Source organism: Streptomyces malaysiensis subsp. malaysiensis (assembly GCF_040653035.1).
Classification (GTDB): domain Bacteria; phylum Actinomycetota; class Actinomycetes; order Streptomycetales; family Streptomycetaceae; genus Streptomyces; species Streptomyces malaysiensis.
On sequence record NZ_JBEZNG010000003.1, the window covers coordinates 116,538 to 137,486 of the forward strand.

Sequence of the window (20,949 nt, forward strand, 5' to 3'; positions counted from 1 at the left end):
TTCACCTGCCTGTTTCTTGGTCGTACTGTGCGGTGAATCCGGTGACGGGATGTGGGGCAGAGGGGGAAGAGGGGGAAGAGGGGGAGGCCGCGGCGCCGACGAGGCTTTCGCCGATGTTGTGCGTCCGGTCCGGCTCCAGGAACGCGGCGATCTGCTCGATCGTCTTTCCCTTGGTTTCAAAGGTGGCGACGAGGCCGGAGATACCGGCCAGCAGTGAGATCACCGCGAAGAGAACGAAGAAGATGTAATTGGAGGAGTGCAGGGCGAGAACCCAGCCGATGACGGTGGGAATGACGAGCCCGCCGGCTTTCTGCCATGCGGCGGCCCAGCCGAGCCCGGTGGCCCTGTTGAAGGTCGGATAGAGCTCGCTCGCGTAGACGAAGAGCGTACTGCCCGCTATTCCACTGCCGAAGAACGTCGCGACACAGCCGATCATGATGACGGGCAGTGTGGTGGAGACGGCGCCCCACCACAGGCAGAGAAGACCGCTGAGCAACAGCCCGCAGACAATGGCAGGACGGCGTCCCACGCGTTTGGCCACATATCCGGCGAGCAGCGCGCCCAGCACACCGGCCGCGGTGATGATCGCCGTGTAGGCGAGGCTGCCGATGAGCCCGATTCCCTTCTTCTCCAGAATGGAGGGGAGCCAGGTGGAAAGGCCGTAGAGGAAGGCTCCGGCGCACAGTTCCATGAACCAGAGCGAGACCGTGAATTTCAGATAGCGGCCGGTGAGGAGTTTCCGTACGGAGCCCGCCGTGCGCTGTTCAGGTGCGGACGGGACGTTCGCGGCGGTGTTCGCGGGCCGGGCCGCCGACGACGCCGGCCGCGCGGTCGACAGGGCGAATACCACCCGCTGTGCCTCCGCATGACGCTGCTTGCGCAGCAGATAGCGCACCGACTCCGGCAGGACGGCCAGCATCACGACGCTGACGACGACGGGCGCGATCCCGATGTAGAACATCGAGCGCCAGCCGAACGTGGGCACGACGGCCGTGCCGACGAGCGCGGACACCGGCAGCCCCACGAGCCAGGCCGCCGTGGCGGTCGTGACCAGCGGCGCACGGTGCCGGGACGGTACGAACTCCGTGATGTACGGCAGTACGACCGCGATCTCGGCGCCGAGCCCGATGCCCTGGCAGAACCGCGCCGCCATCAGCGACGGATAGCTCCACGACAGGGCCGCCAGCACGGAGAAGCCGGCGAAGATCAGCAGGCAGACGGCGAGGGGGAACTTCCGGCCCAGCCGGTCGGAGACGATTCCCGCGATCGCCGCGCCGACCAGCATGCCGAGGAAGAGCGCCGAACTGAGGTAGCCCGCCTGTTTGCTGGTGATGTGGTAGGTGGCGATGACTCCCGGCAGGACGACGCCCGTCGTGTTGATGACGAAACCGTCGAGGAAATGCCCGGCGAGTGCGGTCCCATAGATGACTCCGTGCCGTTTGGTGAACGCGGAGTCATCCAGTGCGGTGAGAAGTTCCGACGAGCCGTGCTCGGTCTTCTGTCGGCTGCCGGTCGGGTATGCGTCGGTCACGAACGATGCCACCTCCTTGTGGCTTACGCCCCCTTGATCAGCGGTCGTCAAGGTCCCCCTGGACGTCGGTGAACAACTGTTGAAGCGCCGGCAGAATTTGGTCTTGGAGCTCCTGCGGCATACGCGTGGTGAGTTCAGAGGTGAACTTCGCCAGCGCCCGGTTTCCCGCGTCCAGGGCAGCGGCACCCTCGGCGGTGAGCGCGAGTTGCATCGTGCGACGGCTGCTCTCGGAGGTCTTCCGGGTCAGCAGTCCCTGCTGGACGAGTTTGTCGACGCTCTGCGACATGGTGGAGAGATTCCGGCGCGCCAGTTTCGACAGCGAAGTGAGCGAGGTATTTCCGGCGTCGACCCTGGAGAGGATGCGGTACTGCCGGATCGTGAGCGGTTGTCCGAGCCCGGCGAGAATCTCCGTCTGTAGTCGGGTGAGGCGCCCGCCGAGCGCCAGAAGAACCTCTCCGAGAGTGGCGACGGGCTCCGGTGCGGGCCCAAGGGAATCGTGATCCACCATCAGTTAGGTCTCCATACTGTCCGGTGCCCGAAGTGTTGTTGTGCGAGGAAGTTACAACCGCCCGGATGGGTGGGGCAAGGGGGCGTTCCAAAGAAATTCCGCGGGCGCGGATCCGAAAGTTCGCGGTGCGGGCCGCCGAAGCACGAAGAACCCCGTAGGGCTGCTCAGCAGCCCTACGGGGTTCTTCGTGCTTCGGCGGTCGGTCAGCCGTTGATGGGCGGCTTGGAGGACCAGGCGGTCAGGGACAGGGTGCCGTTGTCCAGGTCCTGGGCGAAGGGGACGGTGCTGTGGGAGTTGCTGCCCGTCGGGGAGATCTGGAGGTACTTCGCATGGGCGGTCGAGGCGCCGGTGGTGGTCCACACCAGGTCGGCCCAGGCGCTCTTGCCCGGTGCGAGGGTGATCGGGTGGGAGCCCGGGTCGGTGGCGAAGTAGGTGCTGCCGTGGCGGGCGGTGGTCTCGATGGCGGTGTGTCCGGCGCCCTCCAGGGCCACTCCGGCGTAGCCGCTGATGACGCAGGTCTCGTCGCCGGTGTTCGTCACCCGCAGGAAGGTCCCCCGGTGGTTCATCCCCGCCTGGGAGATGCCTGCCGTGTCCAGCTTCGCCCGCAGCGTTCCCGGCTGGCATTCGGTGGCCGCCCGCGCCTTGTCGGTCCCGCCGCCCAGGGTCGCCGCCTGCTTGTCCGCCTGGTTGCCCGCCTGGCTGTGGACCGAGGCGTCCGACTGTGACGACCTCGCGGAGGACGACGCGTGGGAGGAGGAGCTCCCCTTGGCGTCGGACGAGGAGTCGTTGCTCCCACACGCGGTGAGGGCGACGGCCGAGGCGGCGGCGATCAGCGCGGCCACCCCGGCCTTGCGGATGCGGCGGTTACGGATGTGGTGCGACATGACGACCCCCAAGGGCTTCCGGTAGGTGCGGTTCCTGCTCACGCACCATCCATGGTGTCGGCCGCCGCTGGCGTTCCCTTAACGACCGCTGCCGCTTCGCTAACGTCCGGCTAACGCTCGCCGTCAGCCCGTGCCGTCAGCCCTCTCGCCTCCCCTGCTGTCACCCCCGCCTGCTGTCACCCCCGTCATCCCTCGGGCGGGGTCCAGTCGGCCACGAGGTCCAGGAGCCCGGGGAAGCGGGCGTTGAGGTCGGCGATGCGGACGTGGCTGCGGCGCTCCAGGCCGTATTGGCGCTGGCGGGTGATGCCCGCCTCGCGCAGGGCCTTGAAGTGGTGGGTGAGGGAGGACTTGGGGCGGTCGAGCCCGAACCAGCCGCAGGTGTGGTCGAACCGCTCCGATTCGAGGAGCAGTTTGCGCACGATCCGGAGGCGGAGGGGGTCGCTCAGGGCGGCCAGGACCGTTTCCAGCCGGATGTCCTCCACGGCCGGCTCGGGGAGCGGGGGCGGGAGGTCGGGGGGTTCGGACAGCGTCCGGATGGCGGGGCGGGTGGTGTGCGGGGTCATGGGCGGGTCCTCGTCGCGCGACTCTCTGTACGAGTCCGATCGTACTGCATGCTGGGTTCGACTGAAGTCGTACTAGCGTCGGGGGGAGTCGTCGTGGCGGACCTATCTTCCCGCGGGCGTACTGCCGGTGACGGTGAGTTACCTCGGTGACGCGGTGAGGCTGACGACGGGAACGACCGTCTTCGGGGCCGTGCTCATGGCGTTGGCCCTCGTCGGGGGCCTGGTGGTCCTGGCCGACTCACCGCGCGTCCGGAGGAATGAGGCATGGGGACATGGAGGGTGGGTAGGCGGGACCCCAATCAGCCTATGCATGCAGCCGATACAGGGAGTGCGACAGTGAACGACACGGCACCCGTGACAATGTCGATGCTGACAGCAGCCGAAGCTGAGCAGGCACATGATGTTCGGGTAAATGACATTGCACTGAAGACAGTTGAGACCGCCGGACCGGCCGATCTGCCTTTGGTGGACGATCCGGCGAAGGTGGCGCCCAAGGACGCGCGGGCGCTGACCAAGACGTTCCTGGACCGGCTGACGGAGCTGGACGAGGGGACGCACGAATACCAATACGTGCGGAACACCCTTATCGAGCTCAATCTCTCGCTGGTCCGGTACGCCGCCCGGCGGTTCCACAACCGCTCGGTGGAGATGGAGGACATCGTCCAGGTCGGCACCATAGGGCTGATCAAGGCGATCGACCGGTTCGACCTGAGCCGCGAGGTGGAGTTCACGACCTTCGCGGTCCCCTACATCGTCGGTGAGATCAAGCGGTTCTTCCGGGACACCAGCTGGGCGGTGCATGTGCCCCGCCGGCTCCAGGAGTTGCGGATCGATCTCGCCAAGGCGAACGAGGAGCTGTTCCAGCGGCTGGACCGCTCGCCCACCACGGCCGAGCTCGCGGAGCACCTTCAGCTGACCGAGGACGAGGTCATCGACGGGCTGGTGGCCAGCAACGGCTATCTCACCACCTCGCTGGACGCGCCCGCCGACCAGGAGACCGGGGCCGCGCGCGTGACCACGTACGCGGACCGGTTCGGCGACGTCGACCCGGCCATGGAGGCGGTGGAGAACCTGCACGCGCTCAAGCCGCTGATGGAGCAGCTCGGTGAGCGGGACCGCCGCATTCTCCAGATGCGGTTCGGCGAGGAGATGACGCAGTCGGAGATCGGCGCCGAGCTCGGCGTCTCCCAGATGCATGTCTCCCGGCTGCTCAGCCGTGCGCTCGGCCGGCTGCGGCGCGGAATGCTCACCGAGGAGTAGGCGCGCGCGTGTGATCGCACGGCCGCCGTATCGGTGATCACAACGGAACACCCGTCGAAGGGGCCCGGCCGGAGATTTCTCCGGCCGGGCCCCTTCGGACTGTCCGTACCTCCTCCGGCTACCAGCGGTACCACCGGCCGCGCCGCCCACCGGCCGTCGGCCGGACGATGAACCCGAGCAGCCAGACGGCCAAGCGCTCCGTTGGGTGTGCCCCGACCTGCCGTCGATCGTCCGCGGCGCCGTCGTGGCCGGTCGCGCCCGCGCGGCGGAGCCGCAGATCTTAACCGGTCCGATTACTCCTGGTGGAGGGATGGCGTGGCGTCTCACCGTGAGCGGAGGCAGGCTGGAGGGGCAGAGGTCAGAGGGTGATACGTCATGATCCAGCCAGCCGATATCCGTGAGTGGCGCGACCAGGATGTCGTCGATGAGCAGGGCCGCAAGATCGGTGTGCTCGAGGCGATCTACGTGGCCACGGCCACCGACGAGCCCGCCATGGCCACCGTCCGCACCGGGCTGCCCACCCGTCACCGTCTGGTGTTCGTCCCGGTGGACGACGCCGTGCTGGGGCCGGGCTATGTGCGGGTCTCCTACACGCGGTCGCTGGTGAAGAAGGCACCCTCGCTCGGCATGGACGATGTGCTGCCCGCGGAGCAGGAGGGGGCGATCTTCCAGCACTACGGGAAGTCGTACCAGTCGGGTCCGGGCGGTGGGCGGCAGCTCGCCCGCCGCTGATGGCCGAAGTCGAGGACGCTTGACGTTCGAGGAGAGGTGTCGGCCGTGGCGCTCTTCCTGTTTCTGGTGATCGTGGCCATCGTGCTGGGCATCATCGGCTGGGTGGTGCACGGCCTGGGCTATCTGCTGATCATCGGCGCGGTGGTGCTGGTGGTCGACATCGTGCTCGGGCTGGTGCGGCTCGTGCGGCGGTCCCGGCGGCGCCGGATCCGATGACGGGACGCGACGAGGCCAGGGTCCCGTTCGGGGCGCGGGCCATCCCCTACGCCCCCGGTACGCTCCGGCCCTCCGGCGACCCGGCGGCGGCCGACCGGCGGGTCCTGGAGCACTACCGGCGGTGGAAGGCGTACTTCCTCCGGTCGGGCGACGAGGTGGGCGGTCCGGGCCGGTGCGCGGTGCTCACCCCCGACGCGGCGCACCCCTTCGTCGCCGAGGCCCAGGGCTACGGGCTGGTGATCACCGCGCTGATGGCGGGCGCCGACCCCGACGCCCACGCCCTCTTCGACGGCATCCTCCGGCATGTCCTGGCCCACCCCTCCGTCAACCACCCCGATCTGCACGCCGCCCAGCAGGACGCCGGTGGCCGCGACGCCGGGGGACGGGACTCGGCGACCGACGGCGACCTCGACATCGCGTACGGGCTGCTGCTCGCGGACCGGCAGTGGGGCGGCGGCCACGGCGACTACAGGGCGCTCGCGCTGCGGCGGATCGACGCCGTCATGGAGAGCGAGGTGCACGGCGCCACCCGGCTCACCAAGCTGGGCGACTGGTCATCCGGCCGCTATGACGAGATCTCCCGCACGTCGGACTGGATGCCGGACCACTTCCGGGCGTTCCGGGCGGCCACGGGCGATCCCCGGTGGGACGAGGTGCTGGCCGCGCAGCTGTCGCTGACCGGTGCGCTGCGCACCCGCCACGCCCCGGCCACCGGGCTGCTCCCCGACTTCGTCGTGGACACCACGTCCGGCGATCCGCGGCCCGCGCGGGGGCAGGTCCTGGAGAGCCCGCATGACGGCGACTACCACTGGAACGCCTGCCGCGACCCCTGGCGGCTCGGCGCCGACGCGGTGACCAGCGGCGACGCACGGACCCGGGCCGTCGCCCGAGGATTCAGCCGCTGGGCGAGAGCGGCGACGGGAGGCGATCCCGCGCGGATCCGGAGCGGATACCGGCTCGACGGCACGGGCTACGGTGACCCGGGCTCGCCCGCCTTCTTCGCGCCGTTCGCGGTCGCCGCGATGACGGACGGTGGAGACGACGATGAGGACGGTGCGGGGGCGCAGGGGTGGCTGGACGCGCTGTGGGCGCGTATGTGCGGCTCCCCGCCCGATCCGGCCCGCGCCTACGCGGCGGGGGTACAGCTCCAGTCGATGCTGGTGGTCAGCCGCAACTACTGGGTGCCGTAAGGGCGCTCGGCCGAACCAGGGGCGTCCGGCCCGTGCGACGGTGACGCGGCGGCCCGCCGGGTCACCGTCTCGCAGAGCGATTCCAGGGCGTCCCTCGCCGGGCAGTCGGGCAGCGTCGACAGGGCCGCGCGGGCCGCGTCGGCCTGACGGACGGTCTCCTCGCGGGTCCGGTCCAGGACCGGGTGGGTGCGCAGCCGCGCCATCGCCTCCGCGTATCCGGCCCGATCGGCGGGTCCGGTGAGCAGTTCGTACAGCTCCCGGTCGGCGCCACCGGCCAGCAGCCGGAGGGGCAGGGTGGGGCGGCGGGCGATGGGGGTCGCCACCTCCTCGGCGAGATGGCTCGCCAGGCCCAGCCACTCGCCGTACCGCGCGAGGGCGTCCGTGACGTCGGCGTCCGCCCCCGAGGCCAGCGCGCCCAGCTGTCCGGAGACGGCGGTCAGCGAGCCGGTCCGGCTCGCCAGCACCTCCAGATGGTGTTCGACGGGGTCGCGGCCGCCGCGCGGGTCGGTCGTCTCCAGGATCTGGCCGGTGACCTGCCGCCGGAACGCCTGGGCCTGGAGCCGTACGGCCTGTGGCCCCAGGTCGGCGAGGAGGTGCGAGGCGCGGGCGAAGAGGAAGTCACCGGTGAGCACCGCCACCGTGTTGTCCCAGTTGGCGTCGTCGTCCCAGTCGGCGTCCGGGCGTGGGGCGCCGTGCCCCGCGGCCGCCTCGCCCCGGACGTGGTCGTGGTAGTAGGTGGCCAGATGGGTCAGCTCGACGACGACGGCGGCGGGCACCACGCCCGGGGCGCCGGGGTTGCCGAACCGCGCCGCCAGCAGCACCAGCAGCGGCCGGAGCGGTCGTCCGGCCGAGCGCGTCAGCTCCCGCGCGGCCTCGGTGATGAACGGCACATCGCTCTTGGTGGCCCGCAACAGGCCCTCTTCCACCGCCGCTTGTCCGGCCCGGAGGCCGTCCGCCAGCGCGCGGTCCCGCACGGTCGGCTGCATGGAGAGAAATGTCTCATATGTCGTTAGCGATTGGTCGCCGGCCGGTCGGTGGCAGATCTCAGCGCGGCGGCTCAGGGGTCCGGCGTGGCCGGGACCCTGGCCCGGATGCGGCTGCCCTGCCCCGGGCGGCTGTCCACGTTCAGCGTGCCGCCCACCTCACGGGCCCGCTCCCGCATGGAGAGCAGCCCGAGGTGGCCGGGGAAGGAGCCCTTGCAGTCGAAGCCCACGCCGTCGTCGGCGACCGTCAACGTGATGGCTCCGGGTTCGCTGAGCAGATGGAGCCGTACGTTCCGGGCCTGCGAATGCTTGGCGACGTTGTGCAGCGACTCCTGGGCGATCCGGTACAGGGCGTGTTTGGCCTCCGGGGTGGTCTCCGGTTCGGCGTCCAGCTTCGCCTCGGTGGCGATGCCGTACCGGGCCCGGAGCGCCTCGACATGCTGGGTGAGCGCGGCGACCAGGCCCTCGGTCTCCAGCGATTCGGGCCGCAGCCGGCACAGCAGGGTCCGGGTCTCGGCGATCGCGGCGTCCGCGAGCCGCCGTATGTACTCGATGGGCTCGGCGAGTTCGGCCAGTTCGGCGAGGTCCACCACCTCCGCGACGGTCTCGTGCACCGCCGCCGGATCGGTCCGCCCCGCCAACTCCACCCGGCTCACCGGCTCGGTCCGCTCCACCGGCTCGGCGCTGTCGATGTCGCGTTCCAGCATCTCGCGAGCGGTACGGGCGCCCAGCGCGATGCCGTAGAGCGCCTGCGAGACCGAGTCGTGCAGCTCGCGCGAGATGCGCTGCCGCTCCTCGTGGACGGCCTTCTCCTGGGTGGCCCCCCGCTGCCGGTCGTTCTCCACCGCGCAGGACGCATGCCCCGCGATCACCTCCAGGAGCGTGATGTCGGCCTCGCCGGGGTCGCGGCCGGGCGGGAAGTGGCAGCACATCGCGCCGATCGCGGTGGATTCGCGCAGCAGCGGCCAGGCGGCCACCGCGCCCCGCGCCGGTCCCTCGCCGTCCGCGCCGGTACGGCCGCCGCCGTGGATGACGGGCGCGGCGCCGGCGATCGCCTCCAGCGCCGGTTTGCGCGAGGGCGGGGTGTGGCCGTGGCCGCCGCCGACCAGCCGCAGATTCGCCGACGGTCCGGGCTCCAGCAGATAGACCGTGCAGCTCGCGGCGCCGGTACGGGCCACCGCGCCCGCGGCCAGGGAGTCCAGGGTCCGCCGTACGGAGGGGCCGGAGGGACGGGGGGACACCGGCGTGCCCCAGGGAGCAGCCGAAGGACCGGCGGGACCGGGAAGGACCGAGGGACCCGAAGCGCCCGGGAGACCTGAAGAGGCCGAGCGGCCCGAAGGGCCCAGGAGACCCGAAGCCCCCGAGGGAGCCGAAGCCCCTGACGCCCCCGCGAACCCGGAAGCCTCCGGAAGCCCCGAGGGCCCCGAGGAACCGGAACAGGAGGCGCCCGGTCCGGCTGCCGCGGACGCCAGCCGGCGCAGATGTTCCCGGTGCCGGATCTGGGCGACCGCATGGCCCGCGGCCGCCGCGAAGAGCCCCACGGTGCTCACATCGGCGTGAGTGAGCACGCGCCCGCCGCCGCGGTTCGCCACCTCGATCACCCCCACGGGGTGGCCGCGCACCAGCAGCGGCGCGTCCAGCACCGAGGCCGGGACCGCGTGCCGGGGGTCCCGGCCGCGGCGGCGCGGCCGCCGTTCGTCGCCGGAGACCGTGGGCCGTCCGGCGCGGATCGCCTGACGGGCGGGGGAGGACCCGCCGGGCGTCAGCGGTCCGCTCGGCGCGGTCCACGGGGCGCCGTCGGTGGCCCGTATCGTCAGGACGTCGCCCGGTTCCAGCACCATCACCCGGGCCATATCGGCGCCCAGGAGCTCACGCACCCGGCGGGCGATCAGCCGGAGTGTCGCGTCGGCGGTCTCGCCCGCCAGGATGTGTTGGGTGACCTCGGCGAGCGCGCTGGCGCTCCGCCTCCGCCGGATCGGGGTCCACCGTGTATTGATCACGCCGACCACCACTGCTCCCTCGTCGTCGACTCGACTGCTTCCGGAGGGGTGAGCTCACCTGCCGGTACCAGGCCGGACTGCACCGCGTAGACCGCCGCCTGGGTCCGGCTGTGCACCCCCAGCTTGGTCAGGATGTGGCTCACATACGTCTTCACCGTCTGCTGGCCGATCCGCAGATCGTGGGCGATCTCCTTGTTGGCCTTGCCGCGCGCGAGCATGGTCAGGACCTCGGTCTCCCGCTCGGTGAGCTGCTCCGGACCGCTCGGCTCCCTGACCTGGCCCATCAACCGGGAGATCGCGGCGGGCGAGACATGGATCTGGCCCGCGGCCGCGGCCTTCACCGCGTTGCGGAGGTCGTCGGCCTCGGCGTTCTTCAGCAGGAAGCCGATGGCCCCCGCCCGGACCGCGCCCATGACCATGGCGTCGTCGAGGGAGCTGGTCAGCGCCACCACCTCGACCTCGGGGAGGTCCTGGCGGATCTCCGCCGTGGCCGATACGCCGTCCATCACCGGCATCAGCAGATCCATCAGGACGACGTCGGGGCACAGCTCCCGGGCCAGCCGCACGGCTTCCCGGCCGTTGGTGGTCTCGCCGACCACCTTGATTTCGTTGTCGAGGCCAAGGATCATGCGCAGGCCCTGCCGGACCACCGCATGGTCGTCTGCGATCAGCACGCGAAGCGCCACTTGGTTCACCTGCCCATGGAGTACCCCGCCACATGAGCGGAGACATACGCGGAAACGGTCGCTATCAGCGGTTCGAAGAGCGGGAGGGCCAGCAGGACGAGGACGCCCGCCGCCCATCCGCCCAGGACGTCACTCACCCAGTGGGTGCCCAGATAGACGGTGGTCAGACCGACGCCGAGCGCCATCACACAGGCGGCCGCCGCACCGGTCCGCCGGTGGTGGCCGGCGAGATAGGCGAGGGTGCCCCAGACGACGACGGCGTTGGCGGTGTGACCGGAGGGGAAGACCATGCCGCCGTGGAGGAGCTCGGCGGTCCCGGGGATCCGGGCCTCGTGCGGGCCGAGCCGCCCGGTGAGGATCTTGACGGCGCCGACGCTCACATTGAGCAGCAGCAGCGCCACGCCCACGACCAGCGGCGGACGCAGGCTTCCGGTCCGCCGACCGCGCCAGACGGCCCAGGCCAGGGCGGCCAGTGCGGTGGGGCCGCGCTGGCCGGTGATGACGAAGGCGTCCAGCACCGGCCGGAGCTGCGGCCACTGTTTGTACGGCTTGAACAGGGCCACCTGCCAGTCGAACCGGACGAGCTGCGAGCCGCTGGACACGGCCGCGAGGACCGCCGCGTAACAGGCGGCGACCACCAGGAAGGCGATCGCGTGCCCGCGGCTCAGCGGGCATCGGATCCGGATCCGTCCAGGGACTCGCATGGGGAGGAAACCCGTCTCGGTATCCCCGTGATTCCATCCGAAGGGGGACTTTTTGCCCCATTCGGCCCCGGGCGACCCCGCACCGGCCCCCCAAGCCCGACCCCCACTGGTCCCGCCCCCATCCGTACCGGCCCATGCGGGGGATCCGCCCGCTACGACGAACGGCCCCCTGCGCCAGAGGGGGCCACGGCCATGCCGAAGGCGGATAGGGGGCGGGCCGGATCAGCCCGTCACTTCACGCACGCACTTCACGCACGCACGTCACCGAGTCACTCCTCCGGGCCGTCCGGCTGCGCGGGCTTGAAGCCGAATTCGGCCGCCCTCGCGACCGCCTCCAGCTGTGAGCGCGCGTCCAGCTTCTCCAGGATCCGGCGCACATGCGTACGCACGGTGGCGTAGCTGATGCTCAGCCGCTCCGCGACCGCCCGGTTGTCCAGACCCTGGCTCATCAGGGTGAGGATCTCCTGCTCGCGCGGGGTCAGGCTCTCCAGGCGCTCGGTCTGCTCGGCGGTGGACCGAGCGTCCTCGCGGTGCCGCGCCAGCACCTCCACCAGCGTGCTGGCCGGGATGAGGGTCTCGCCCTCGGCGGCCGAGCGGATGGCGGCCGCGATCTCGTCGCCGCTCGCCGACTTCAGCAGATAGCCGCAGGCGCCCGCCTCCACTGCGGCCAGCAGCGCCGAGTCGCTGGCGTCGGCGCTGAGGATCACGATCGCGACGGACGGGTCATGGGCCCGGATACCGCCCGCCGCGTCGGCCCCGGTGCCATCGGGCAGCCGGAAGTCGACCAGTGCCACATCGGGCTTCAGCTCCTTGGCCATGGGCACGGTCTCGGCGACCGAGTCGGCCCAGCCGACGACCGTCAGATCCGAGTACTCGGCCAGCAGGGCCCACAGCCCCTCGGCCACCACCCGGTGGTCCTCGACTATCAGCACCTTCGTCAGATCGGGAGGTGCGGTCACGGCTGGGGGTCCCCTTCGGGGGAGTCGGCGGCGCCGAGTGGCGCGTCCGGGGGAGCGCCGAGCGGCACCCAGAACTCCACGGTGGTGCCGGCGCCCGGAGCGCTTTCGATCCGGCACCAGCCGCCCGCGATCTGGGCCCGTTCCTGGATCAGGGATATTCCGAGGTGGCCGGGGCGGGACTCGACCTCGAGCGGGTTGTAGCCCTCGCCGTCGTCGACGATCCGCACCAGGCAGCCGTCGTCGAGCCCGAGCAGCTGTACGTGGACCGTCTTGGCGTGGGCGTGCTTGCGCACGTTCACCAGCGCCTCCTGGGCGGTCCGGTAGATCAGCGCCATCGTCTCGGCCGGGGGGTTGGCCGTGAGCCGGTCCTCCAGCCGGTAGGTGAGACCGGTCTCGGTGCGTATCTGCTCCAGCAGTCCGCGCAGCGCCCCGGCCAGACAGCCGTGCTCCAGGCTGGACGGCCGCAGGTCGAAGATCAGCTGGCGCAGCCGGCTGAGCGAGAGCTTCAGGGTCTCGTCCAGCTTGTCCATCACCCGCTGCTCATCCGGGTCGCGCAGCCGCCGGCGCAGCTGCTGGAGGCGGAGGCTGGCCGCGGTGATCACCTGGATGGTGTCGTCGTGGATATCGGCGGCGATCCGCCCGCGCTCGGCCTCCTGGGCGTGGACCAGATGGCTGAGCAGCGCCTGGCGGTCGCGGTCGGTGACCTCCAGCAGCTCCAGGCTGCGCTCCAGGACGAACTGGGCACGCTGCACCTCGGTGATGTCGCGGATGGTCAGGACGGTGAGCAGGCCCTCCTCCGTACGCAGCGGGCTGATGCTGACATCGGCGGGGAACTGCTTGGTGTCGCTGCGCCGGCCCACCAGCTCCATGCTGTGGCCCACGGGCTCCTCCAGGCTGTCGTCCCATTCGCGCAGCGAGACGGTGAGCGGCTGGTCGGGCAGGAGCGCCTCCACGGCGCGGCCGATCAGATGGTCGCGGTCGTAGCCGAAGAGCGCCTCGGTGCGATTGTTGGCCGCCTGGATCCGGCCGCCGGTGTCCACGATCAGCATCGCGTCCGGGGAGGACTCGATGAGCTGGCGGAACCGGCTCTCGGCCGCCCGCAGCTGGCTGAGGTCGGCGATGAAGACCACTCCGCGGGGCTGCCGGCCCTGGAGGTGACCGCCGCTGAACTGGGCGGGGAACTCGGTGCCGTCGCGGCGGCGGCCGGTCATCGCCGAGGGCGCGGTGAAGACCCGGCCGATCAGCTGCTCGGAGGCGGTGCGGTAGCGCTCGGGAACGAGGTCCCGCAGCCGCTTGTCGCGCAGCTCGGCCGAGCCGTAGCCGAACATGTGCCGGGCGTGGGGGTTGGCGTACTCGATCCGGCCGCGGGGGCCGACGATCAGGACTCCGCACGGTGCGTGGCCGAGCAGCTCCAGATAGGAGTCCTCGAGGCGGTTGCCGACGAGGTCCTCGAACCGCCAGGAGGCGCGCTCGGCGCGGCGCAGCGGCTCCGCGCAGTCGGCCAGGAGCTCCGCGGACATGCTGAACTGATCGCGGGCGGCCCGGATGATCGCCTCGAGGATCTCCTCGGCGGGGGTGCCCTTGACCAGATAGCCGCTGGCTCCGACGGCGAGCATGTTCAGTACGGTCTCGCGTTCGCCGTGAGCGGAAAGCGCCACCACCCGGGCGTCGGGAACCTGGTCGCGGATGGCCCGGACGCTGCTGGGGGCGTCGCCCCGGGGCATATGCACATCCATGATCACGACTTGCGGGCGGTGGTCGACCGCCGCGCGTACGGCCTGCTCATGGTTGATGGCCAGGCCCACCAGCTCGAGGTCCGGGTGGGAGTCGATGAGGTCGGCGAGCGCCTCCCGGACGGCCGGGTCGTCATCGGCCACCACAACATCGATCCGGTTGTCGCCCATCGCTACCCACCTCCCTTGAGGACGGCACCCTGTAGCTCGCGGGTGCTGAGTTCATCGCGCCGGCAGTGCGCCAGCGACGGCATGACCGCCGCCAGCGGTGCGACCAGCACGTTGTAGTGGCTTCCGATGCGGTCGCAGACGGCGACCGCGGTCGCGGCATCCCATACCGCGGCCCAGAAGGCCCAGTCGTGTCGCTGGTGGTGACGCGCCGTGTCCAGGGCAGCCCGGCGCGCCACCGAGGCGGCGACCAGGATCCGGTACCGCTCCTCGGCCGTGGTGGTGCGGTGGACCACCGCCCAGCCCTCGGCGCGGGTCTGGCTGGACGTCTGCTTCCACAGATCGGCCACTCGGTCGATTTCCTCTGGGGAGAGGTCCTCGATATGGGTCAGGAATTGTAGGACTCTTCGTGAGTTTGGGCCGAAAATTACGCTCATAGGACACTCCAGGACGCATGGTACATCTATGGAACTGGTGAGCAGCCCTACGGCCGCCGGCGGCCGGCCACTCCCTGGAACGTGGGTCCGCTCTGCTCGCCGTTCCCGCCGTCTCCCCCGGTCCGGCGCGGTCCGGCCCACGTTCTTCCCCGGTGCCGTCTGCCGTCCCTAATCTCCGTGTCCCTGGGACATGTTGATGCTCGCCTTCGCGATGCCACCGCTCTTCTGGCCGACGAGCTGGAAGGCCACACCGCTCTCATCGGCCGGTGTGATCTTGTACGAGCCCACGGCGGACGCCTTGCCCCGGCTGTCCACCTGGAAGGTCCCGATCTTGCGCTGGCCCTTCGAACCCGAACCCGCGTAGGCGTCCACCGTCTCGCCCGGGGCGAACCCCGCGACATAGAAGCTGAGCGTGGTGCCCGCCCTGCCGCCGAAGGCGCTGGGCTCGGCGGACGGGGTGTACGGCAGCACGGTGAAGCCCGAGCGGACCACGGCCCGGCTCTGGTCGCCGATCGCCATCAGCGTCTGCCGCCCCTTGAGGCCGAACGGCACGTTGAACGCCACATCGCGGATCTGCCCCATGCCGTTCGCCTGGGCGGTGAAGGCCGGCAGCCCGCCGGTGGAGTTGATGTAGACCAGCACCCGCTCACCGGGCGCGAACTTGTTGGCGGACAGCGTGATCCGCTGACCGGCCTTGAGCGCGTACGGCTTGGACTTCATCGCGGGGTACATGGCCAGCATCTGGAACGGCGCGGTGGCCGTGGTCTTGCTGCGCTTGCCCACCAGGACCAGGGTGCTGGAGCCGGTCGGGGCCACGCCCACCTTGATCGCCGCCTGGCCGACGCTGCCGCTGCTGTCGGTGCGCAGCGTGGTCACGGGGATGCCGGTGGTCCGTCCCCAGAAGACGTCGATCGGCTCACCCGGGCGGAAGCCGCGGGCGGTGACCGTCACCACATCGCCGGGGCGGCCGACCATCTTGTTGATCTTCGCGGTGCCGACCGCGCCACCGGTGATCACCTTGGCCTCCGCCGTCTTGCTGCTGCCGCGCTGCTGGGCGACCAGCGTCGCGGGCCGGTTGCCCGCGGTCTCGGGCATGGTGAACCGGGCGTAGATCGATCCGAACCGGTCCGAGCGCACACTGCCGATGGCGCGGCCCTTGGTGTCCGACTTCCGGGCCTTGAGCAGGATGTCCACCGTGGCCTTCTTGTCGAAGCCACCGCCCTCGACCGCGGCGCTGCCGCCCGGGGTGACCAGACCGGGGTTGATCACGATGATCGGCCCGGACGCCTGGGGCACCCGCTGGTTGCCCAGCCTGATGGTCTTGGGCTGCTTGGGCGGGCGTATCTCCTGCTCCTGCCGGGAGTGCTGCCCCTTCTTCGGGGTGCTCCCGCCTCCGCTGCCGGTGGTGTTCAGGGCGCCTCCGAAACCGCCGCGCGCGACCACCTGGACGAGCGATCCTATGATCGCGAAGACCACGAGAGCGAGCAGGACGGTCTTCCAGGTGAGCTTCTTCTTCTTGCCACCGTCAGGGGTGTTCTCCTCGTCGAGGGTGTTCTTCTGGTGGGGGAGGTTCTCCTCGGCGAGGGGGATTTCCTCCGCCGGGCTTTCCTCCTCCGGGACTTCCTCCTCCTCGAGGATTTCTTCCTCGTCTTCGGGGATGTCCTCCTCGTCGAGGATTTCTTCCTCCTCCTCGGGGACGTCCTCTTCCTCGAGGATTTCCTCCTCTTCGAGGGTGTCTTCCTCTTCGGGGATTTCTTCCTCCGCGGAGACGTCTTCCTCCTCGGGGATTTCCTCCTCGTCGGGGGTTTCATCCTCGTTCTCGGGATCATCCCTGTTCTCCGGAACATCCCAGTCGTCGTCGTACTCAGGCATGGCCTTCACCTCCTCTTCCCATGGCTACTGCACACGGTAGATTTCCAGCCTGATGTTGCCCTCGGTCACCGACCAGACGCGGGTGGAATTTCGTAGCGCCTGGAGGATCCAGTTCTCCCGGCCGTCGGAGTTGTTGAGCATCATGGATCTGCGCATCTTGTTCGACATGATGATGTAGTCCACGTTCTGCCATCTCTTCTTGAACAGTTTGTCGCGGACATCCGGGTCGGACGAGGCGTTCCAGTGGGAGTGCGCGTACGGATAGAAGGGGCGGATATCGTGCAGTTCACCCCACAGGTCGTCGTCCATGATGATGCGTGAATTCGGCGGTACATGCTTGCGCACCCAGGCGATCTGGGCATGCTGCATTCCGGTGAGATTGATCTTCGACTGGTACTGGTCGGCGATTTGCGTATGGCCCTCTGTATTGGTGTGGACGAGATATCCGGAGGCCGGCGACGCCAGCAGCAGAAAGGCCGCGAAGGATGGCACGGCGACCCGGGTCACGGAATGCGCACCACGGATGAACCGATTGGCGAACGTGCCCTTGAGCAGCCGGTCCGTCACCATGCCGAGGTTGAGCGCGAGCATCGGGATCAGCGGGGTGACATAGAAGTCCAGCACCACACTGCCGCGCACCAGATAGAAGGCGTATCCGAGGGCCAGCGTCCCGGCGACCAGGAAGCCCAGATTGCGCTTGCGGTCCCGCAGGCCGATCCACAGGCAGATCACCATCGCGCACACCCCGGCGATCAGCAGGAACTTGTCCCGGACCAGCCAGCTGGTCTGAAGCAGTCCGGTGTGGCTGAAGAGGGTGCCCTGGTTACGGTTGAGCTGCCACCACAGGGTGTAGAGCAGCGAGACGTGGTCCGCGGGTGGATTGTTCAGATCGAAGTCGAATCCGCTCGGCAGCAGCTCGTTCTTGAGCAGTGCGTAGGTCACATAGGCGCCGATCGGGGTGGCCGCGGCGAATGGCCAGAGGGTGCTGGTGAACCGACTGCTGGCCGAGCCTTTGACCCTCCGATAGAGCAGATATACGAAGCTGGGCACAAAGAAGATCGCGTTCTCCTTGGTGATCAGGGCGATTCCAAGCGCCATTCCGCCGCCGAACACCGATCTGATCGTGACTTCCCGGCGGAGCAGCATGAAAAGGCTCAGCAGCAGCCAGAAGATCATTAGGTTGTCCAGCAGGACCTGCCGCTGGAAGTAGACCGCGAGCGGCGAGACGTTGAAGAGGAACGAGGTGACGGTGGCGGCCAGCACACTGCCGGACAGCCGCCGGGCGATCTCGAACAACAGATAGACGCTGGCGATATGCACCAGCAGCATCAGAAACCGTCCGGTGTTGATCGCGTTCCCGAATGCCTCGAACTGCTTCGGCAGCGGGAAGGCCCATCCGGCCAGGGTGATCCAGCCCAGCGGGGCGTGGTCGTAGTCGTAGGTGTACGGGGAGAGGCTGGTCTCCCGCACCACCGACCAGGCCCGCTGCATATAGATGCCCTCGTCGGTGAGGTACAGGGGATAGCGGAACAGGTGGTAGCCGTGGCTGACCAGCCCGGTCAGCAGGGAGAGGATCAGGGCGATCCTGCCCTTGGTGCCCAGCGGGGGGAACCAGCCGCGCGCCACGGAGAACCGCGGGCCGCGGCGCGGACGCCGCGCGGGCGCCTCGGCGCCCTTGCCCGCCGCGGTCTTCTTGCCCGCCGCGGCTTTCTTGGTCGGTGCGGTCTTCTTGGTCGGTGCGGTGGGTTTACCTGTCATGGGCTTGCTGCCCGGCACGGTCTTCTTGCCCGGTGCGGTGGTCTTGCCCGTCATCGGCTTGTTGCCCGGCGCGGTCTTCTTGCCTGGTGTGGCGCTCGTGCCCGGCACGGTCTTCTGGCCGGGTGCGGTGCTTTTGGCTGCCGCGGTGGTCTTGCCCGGCGCGGCGCTCTTGGCCGCCACGGTCTTCTTGCCTGGTGTGGCGCTCTTGTTCGGTGCGGTGGTCTTGCCTGGTGTGGCGCTCCTGGTCGGTGCGGTGGTCTTGCCCGGCGCGGTGCTCCTGGCCGGTGTGGTGGGTTTGCCCGTCATCGGCCTGTCGCCCGGCGCGGTTTTCCTGCCCGCCGCGGCGTTCTTGGCCGCCGCGGTGCTCTTGTCGGGCGTGGTCTTCTTGGCCGGTACGGTGCCCTTGGCCGGTGTGGTGCTCGTGCCCGGTGTGGTCTTCTTGCCCGGTGCGATGCCCCTATCCGGCCTGGCGCTCGCGGTCTTCTTGCCCGGCGCGGTGCTCTTACCCGGCGCGGTGCTCTTGTCCGGTGGGGCGCTCTTGTCCGGCGCGGCACTTCTGTCCGGCGGGGCACTCCTGTCCGGTGCAGTGCCCTCGGCAGGCGTGGTGCCCTCAGTCGGCGTGGTGCTCTCGTCCGGCGCGGTCTTCTTGTCCGCCGCGGTCTTCCGACCTTCCGCGCCGAGGGCCGCCGGCCGCGAGGGCGTGGTGTTATCCGACACGCGACTCCGCCTCCTCGGTGGTGGCTCGGTGGGCGCCTACGTGCTGTGTCTTCTCCCAGTCGTGGCGGCCGAGCATCTCGCGCCGCATGGCCCGCAGCGCGGCGTACGCGAGGACCATCTGAAAGGGGAACCAGGCGATGGCCATGCGCACGAGGGCCTTCGGTGAGGCTTCGAGGCCATGGGCGCCGGTGAACTCGTACAGACCGACCGCCTGGACCAGAAAGTGCGCGGCCAGCAGCAGTACGGGCAGATACGAGCAGAGCGCGATCAGCACCGGCACCTTGAGGATCAGGATCATGCCGAGCGAGATCGGCAGATAGAGGCCCAGCAGCGCCTGCCCGCGCGGGAACACCAGGACGTAGAAGGCGAGCCAGCGCTGTTTGCGCGTCGGCATCTTCTTCCACGTGCCCTTCTTCAGGGTCTGCATGAAGCCCTGGCTCCAGCGGGTGCGCTGCCGGATGAAGTGGCCGAGGGTCGGCGGGGTCTCCTCCTTGGTCACATACCGGTCGTCGTAGACGACGCGCACCCGCTCGCCCATGGCGGATATCCGCAGGCCCATGTCGGCGTCCTCGGTGAGGTTGCGGTCGTCCCAGCCGCCGAGCCGCAGCAGCAGTTCACGGGCGAAGAAGACGGTGTTGCCGCCGAGCGGGATCGAGCCGAAGTGGGCGTGGTAGTGCAGCCGGCTCTTGAACCAGAAGAAGTACTCCAGGACGTTGAGGGTCGAGTACCAGTTGGACTCGTAGTTCATCAACTGCACTCCGGCCTGGACCACCCTGACCTTCTCCTGCACCATCACGGTGTTCACCAGGCTGAAGATCTCCGGGTGGATGTCGTCCTCCGCGTCGAAGATCGTCACCACTTGGTTGGCGGTGTGCGGAAGAGCGGTGTTGAGGCCGTGCGGTTTGTTGACCGGCTGGTCGTCGAACACCACGACGCGCACATTGTGGAGCCCCTCCCGCTTCAGCTCGTCGATCTTCTCCTCGGCCTTTTTGATCGTGCCGTCGTCGTCCTGTGAGCAGATCACGAAGACCTCCAGCAGTTCGGCCGGATAGTTGGCCCGCACCACGCGCTCGATGGTGCTCTGGATGACGTCTTCCTCATGCCGGGCGGGCAGTAGGACACTGAAGGAGATCTGGGGCGGCAGGAATTCATCCGGCGCCCTGGCCCTCCGTTCGGCATCCGCCCGGTCCCAGGTGTAGAGCATGAGATAGAGGACATGGGCCGACTGCACGGTGAGCAGAATCGAGACCACGATCAGCACCAGGTAGATGATGGGGACGATCATCGGCTCCGCCTCCCCCAGACCCAACCGGTACTCGACGCGAAGTTGACCGCGAAAGCCGCCGCGATGCCGAGGCAATTAGCGAGCAGCAGATGCATTCCGGTGCGTACCAGAGTCCAGACGATGAGCACATTGACCCCGAGTCCGCCCAGGACCGTGATATTGAACTTGATGAATCGCCGGAGGGACGGATCGCCCGCCGCGAAGGTCCACCGGTCGTTCAGCAGATAGTTGTGAACCACCGCGAGTTCCACCGCTATCGACGACGCAGCAAGCAGCGGCAGTCCTGCCCAGTGATACAGGGCGTAGAGGACCAGCGTGTTCACCACCACACCGCCTCCGCCGACCACCGCGAAGCGCAGGGCCAGACCGGGCATACCGGCCATCGGGTTCCGGGCCGGGAGGGCTCGCGAGAGTATTCCGGTCCGCCTACGGGCATTACCGGCGGTGGTATCCGCCTCTTCGTCCCGCTCTCCGGTGCGCTCGCTGAACGTTCGGAAACGCTGCATCGCGACTCCCTCGACAGGAGGCTCTTATCGCCATTGACCCAAGAGTGCGTCACCCGAAAAGGAGGTAGTACCCGCGCCCGGGGGAGCGGGTGGTACACCTTCGGCGGACCCCTCCGGTCCCCCGTATTGGGGAGAGCCGGGTTCCGGCTATCCGGGCCGGTCCCCCAAAGAAGGGACGGGTCGTTCACCCTCCCGCGGGTGTCAGTACCTGCGGGGGATGCCCAAAGATGAAATGGGCCGGACGGCCTTGCGTCCTG

19 protein-coding genes and 1 pseudogene are annotated in these 20,949 nt (G+C 69.3%); 4 read left to right on the plus strand and 16 right to left on the minus strand.

Going from position 1 to position 20,949, the window contains the following annotated elements; genetic code table 11:
* Position 1 precedes the first annotated feature (1 nt).
* The 4 genes from AB0E24_RS07620 to AB0E24_RS07635 all read right to left on the minus strand — a co-directional run bounded on the left by AB0E24_RS07620 (position 2) and on the right by AB0E24_RS07635 (position 3,486).
* Positions 2 to 1,531 carry an MFS transporter gene (locus tag AB0E24_RS07620; RefSeq protein ID WP_359375394.1) on the minus strand — a complete coding sequence of 510 codons (1,530 nt, stop codon included), beginning with the start codon at positions 1,529 to 1,531 and terminating at the stop codon, positions 2 to 4.
* 37 nt (positions 1,532 to 1,568) lie between these two features.
* Positions 1,569 to 2,039 carry a MarR family winged helix-turn-helix transcriptional regulator gene (locus tag AB0E24_RS07625; protein ID WP_069860935.1) on the minus strand — a complete coding sequence of 157 codons (471 nt, stop codon included), beginning with the start codon at positions 2,037 to 2,039 and terminating at the stop codon, positions 1,569 to 1,571.
* A gap of 203 nt (positions 2,040 to 2,242) precedes the next feature.
* Positions 2,243 to 2,965, minus strand: coding sequence for a DUF4232 domain-containing protein (locus AB0E24_RS07630; protein ID WP_359375396.1), 723 nt, complete (start codon positions 2,963 to 2,965; stop codon positions 2,243 to 2,245).
* Positions 2,966 to 3,108: 143 nt separating this feature from the next.
* Complete coding sequence (locus tag AB0E24_RS07635) at positions 3,109 to 3,486, minus strand: ArsR/SmtB family transcription factor (protein ID WP_069860934.1); 378 nt, start codon at positions 3,484 to 3,486, stop codon at positions 3,109 to 3,111.
* Positions 3,487 to 3,852: 366 nt separating this feature from the next.
* Between AB0E24_RS07635 and AB0E24_RS07640 the strand changes: the two genes are divergently transcribed.
* On the plus strand, positions 3,853 to 4,746 hold the full coding sequence (locus AB0E24_RS07640; RefSeq protein WP_359375399.1) for an RNA polymerase sigma factor SigF: 894 nt from the start codon (positions 3,853 to 3,855) through the stop codon (positions 4,744 to 4,746).
* Positions 4,747 to 4,864: 118 nt separating this feature from the next.
* On the opposite strand, the pseudogene AB0E24_RS07645 reads toward AB0E24_RS07640, so the two are convergent.
* A pseudogene (locus tag AB0E24_RS07645) lies at positions 4,865 to 4,939 on the minus strand (hydrophobic protein); the annotation flags it as partial.
* A 182-nt stretch (positions 4,940 to 5,121) separates the two neighbouring features.
* Between AB0E24_RS07645 and AB0E24_RS07650 the strand changes: the two are divergent.
* The 3 genes from AB0E24_RS07650 to AB0E24_RS07660 are packed head-to-tail and all read left to right on the plus strand — an operon-like array spanning position 5,122 to position 6,884.
* On the plus strand, positions 5,122 to 5,478 hold the full coding sequence (locus AB0E24_RS07650; RefSeq protein ID WP_069860932.1) for a PRC-barrel domain-containing protein: 357 nt from the start codon (positions 5,122 to 5,124) through the stop codon (positions 5,476 to 5,478).
* Positions 5,479 to 5,523: 45 nt separating this feature from the next.
* The gene (locus tag AB0E24_RS07655) at positions 5,524 to 5,694 is read left to right on the plus strand and encodes a hypothetical protein (RefSeq protein WP_167459922.1); all 171 of its coding nucleotides are present in this window, start codon (positions 5,524 to 5,526) and stop codon (positions 5,692 to 5,694) included.
* Positions 5,691 to 6,884, plus strand: a complete 1,194-nt coding sequence (locus AB0E24_RS07660) for a glycosyl hydrolase family 8 (protein ID WP_359375402.1) — start codon at positions 5,691 to 5,693, stop codon at positions 6,882 to 6,884. Before AB0E24_RS07655 ends, AB0E24_RS07660 begins: the two co-directional genes overlap by 4 nt.
* Here AB0E24_RS07660 and AB0E24_RS07665 read toward each other — a convergent pair.
* From AB0E24_RS07665 to AB0E24_RS07715, 11 genes are all read right to left on the minus strand, one after another.
* Complete coding sequence (locus AB0E24_RS07665) at positions 6,869 to 7,870, minus strand: polyprenyl synthetase family protein (protein WP_359375404.1); 1,002 nt, start codon at positions 7,868 to 7,870, stop codon at positions 6,869 to 6,871. The two genes, AB0E24_RS07660 and AB0E24_RS07665, sit on opposite strands and share 16 nt — an antisense overlap.
* Before the next feature lie 71 nt (positions 7,871 to 7,941).
* The gene (locus tag AB0E24_RS07670) at positions 7,942 to 9,867 is read right to left on the minus strand and encodes a GAF domain-containing protein (protein ID WP_359375406.1); all 1,926 of its coding nucleotides are present in this window, start codon (positions 9,865 to 9,867) and stop codon (positions 7,942 to 7,944) included.
* Positions 9,864 to 10,553 (minus strand): response regulator, encoded by a 690-nt coding sequence (locus AB0E24_RS07675; RefSeq protein WP_069860927.1) that lies wholly within the window; start codon positions 10,551 to 10,553, stop codon positions 9,864 to 9,866. Before AB0E24_RS07675 ends, AB0E24_RS07670 begins: the two co-directional genes overlap by 4 nt.
* 5 nt (positions 10,554 to 10,558) lie before the next feature.
* A complete protein-coding gene (locus AB0E24_RS07680; RefSeq protein WP_359375408.1) occupies positions 10,559 to 11,257 on the minus strand; it encodes a phosphatase PAP2 family protein in 699 nt (232 codons plus the stop codon).
* A 269-nt stretch (positions 11,258 to 11,526) separates the two neighbouring features.
* Entirely contained in the window at positions 11,527 to 12,216 is a 690-nt protein-coding gene (locus AB0E24_RS07685) for a response regulator (protein ID WP_147966554.1), read from the minus strand.
* A complete protein-coding gene (locus AB0E24_RS07690) occupies positions 12,213 to 14,120 on the minus strand; it encodes a PAS domain S-box protein (protein ID WP_069860924.1) in 1,908 nt (635 codons plus the stop codon). The genes AB0E24_RS07685 and AB0E24_RS07690 overlap by 4 nt, the downstream gene beginning before the upstream one ends.
* 2 nt (positions 14,121 to 14,122) lie before the next feature.
* Complete coding sequence (locus AB0E24_RS07695) at positions 14,123 to 14,467, minus strand: hypothetical protein (RefSeq protein ID WP_231981390.1); 345 nt, start codon at positions 14,465 to 14,467, stop codon at positions 14,123 to 14,125.
* A gap of 255 nt (positions 14,468 to 14,722) precedes the next feature.
* Positions 14,723 to 16,426 carry a hypothetical protein gene (locus AB0E24_RS07700; protein ID WP_102935057.1) on the minus strand — a complete coding sequence of 568 codons (1,704 nt, stop codon included), beginning with the start codon at positions 16,424 to 16,426 and terminating at the stop codon, positions 14,723 to 14,725.
* A 24-nt stretch (positions 16,427 to 16,450) separates the two neighbouring features.
* The gene (locus tag AB0E24_RS07705; protein ID WP_359375412.1) at positions 16,451 to 18,901 is read right to left on the minus strand and encodes a glycosyltransferase family 39 protein; all 2,451 of its coding nucleotides are present in this window, start codon (positions 18,899 to 18,901) and stop codon (positions 16,451 to 16,453) included.
* A complete protein-coding gene (locus tag AB0E24_RS07710) occupies positions 18,891 to 20,186 on the minus strand; it encodes a glycosyltransferase (protein WP_069860921.1) in 1,296 nt (431 codons plus the stop codon). The genes AB0E24_RS07705 and AB0E24_RS07710 overlap by 11 nt, the downstream gene beginning before the upstream one ends.
* Positions 20,183 to 20,692: a GtrA family protein gene (locus AB0E24_RS07715; RefSeq protein ID WP_069860920.1), complete on the minus strand. Its 510-nt coding sequence runs from the start codon at positions 20,690 to 20,692 to the stop codon at positions 20,183 to 20,185. Before AB0E24_RS07715 ends, AB0E24_RS07710 begins: the two co-directional genes overlap by 4 nt.
* Between the last annotated feature and the right edge of the window lie 257 nt (positions 20,693 to 20,949).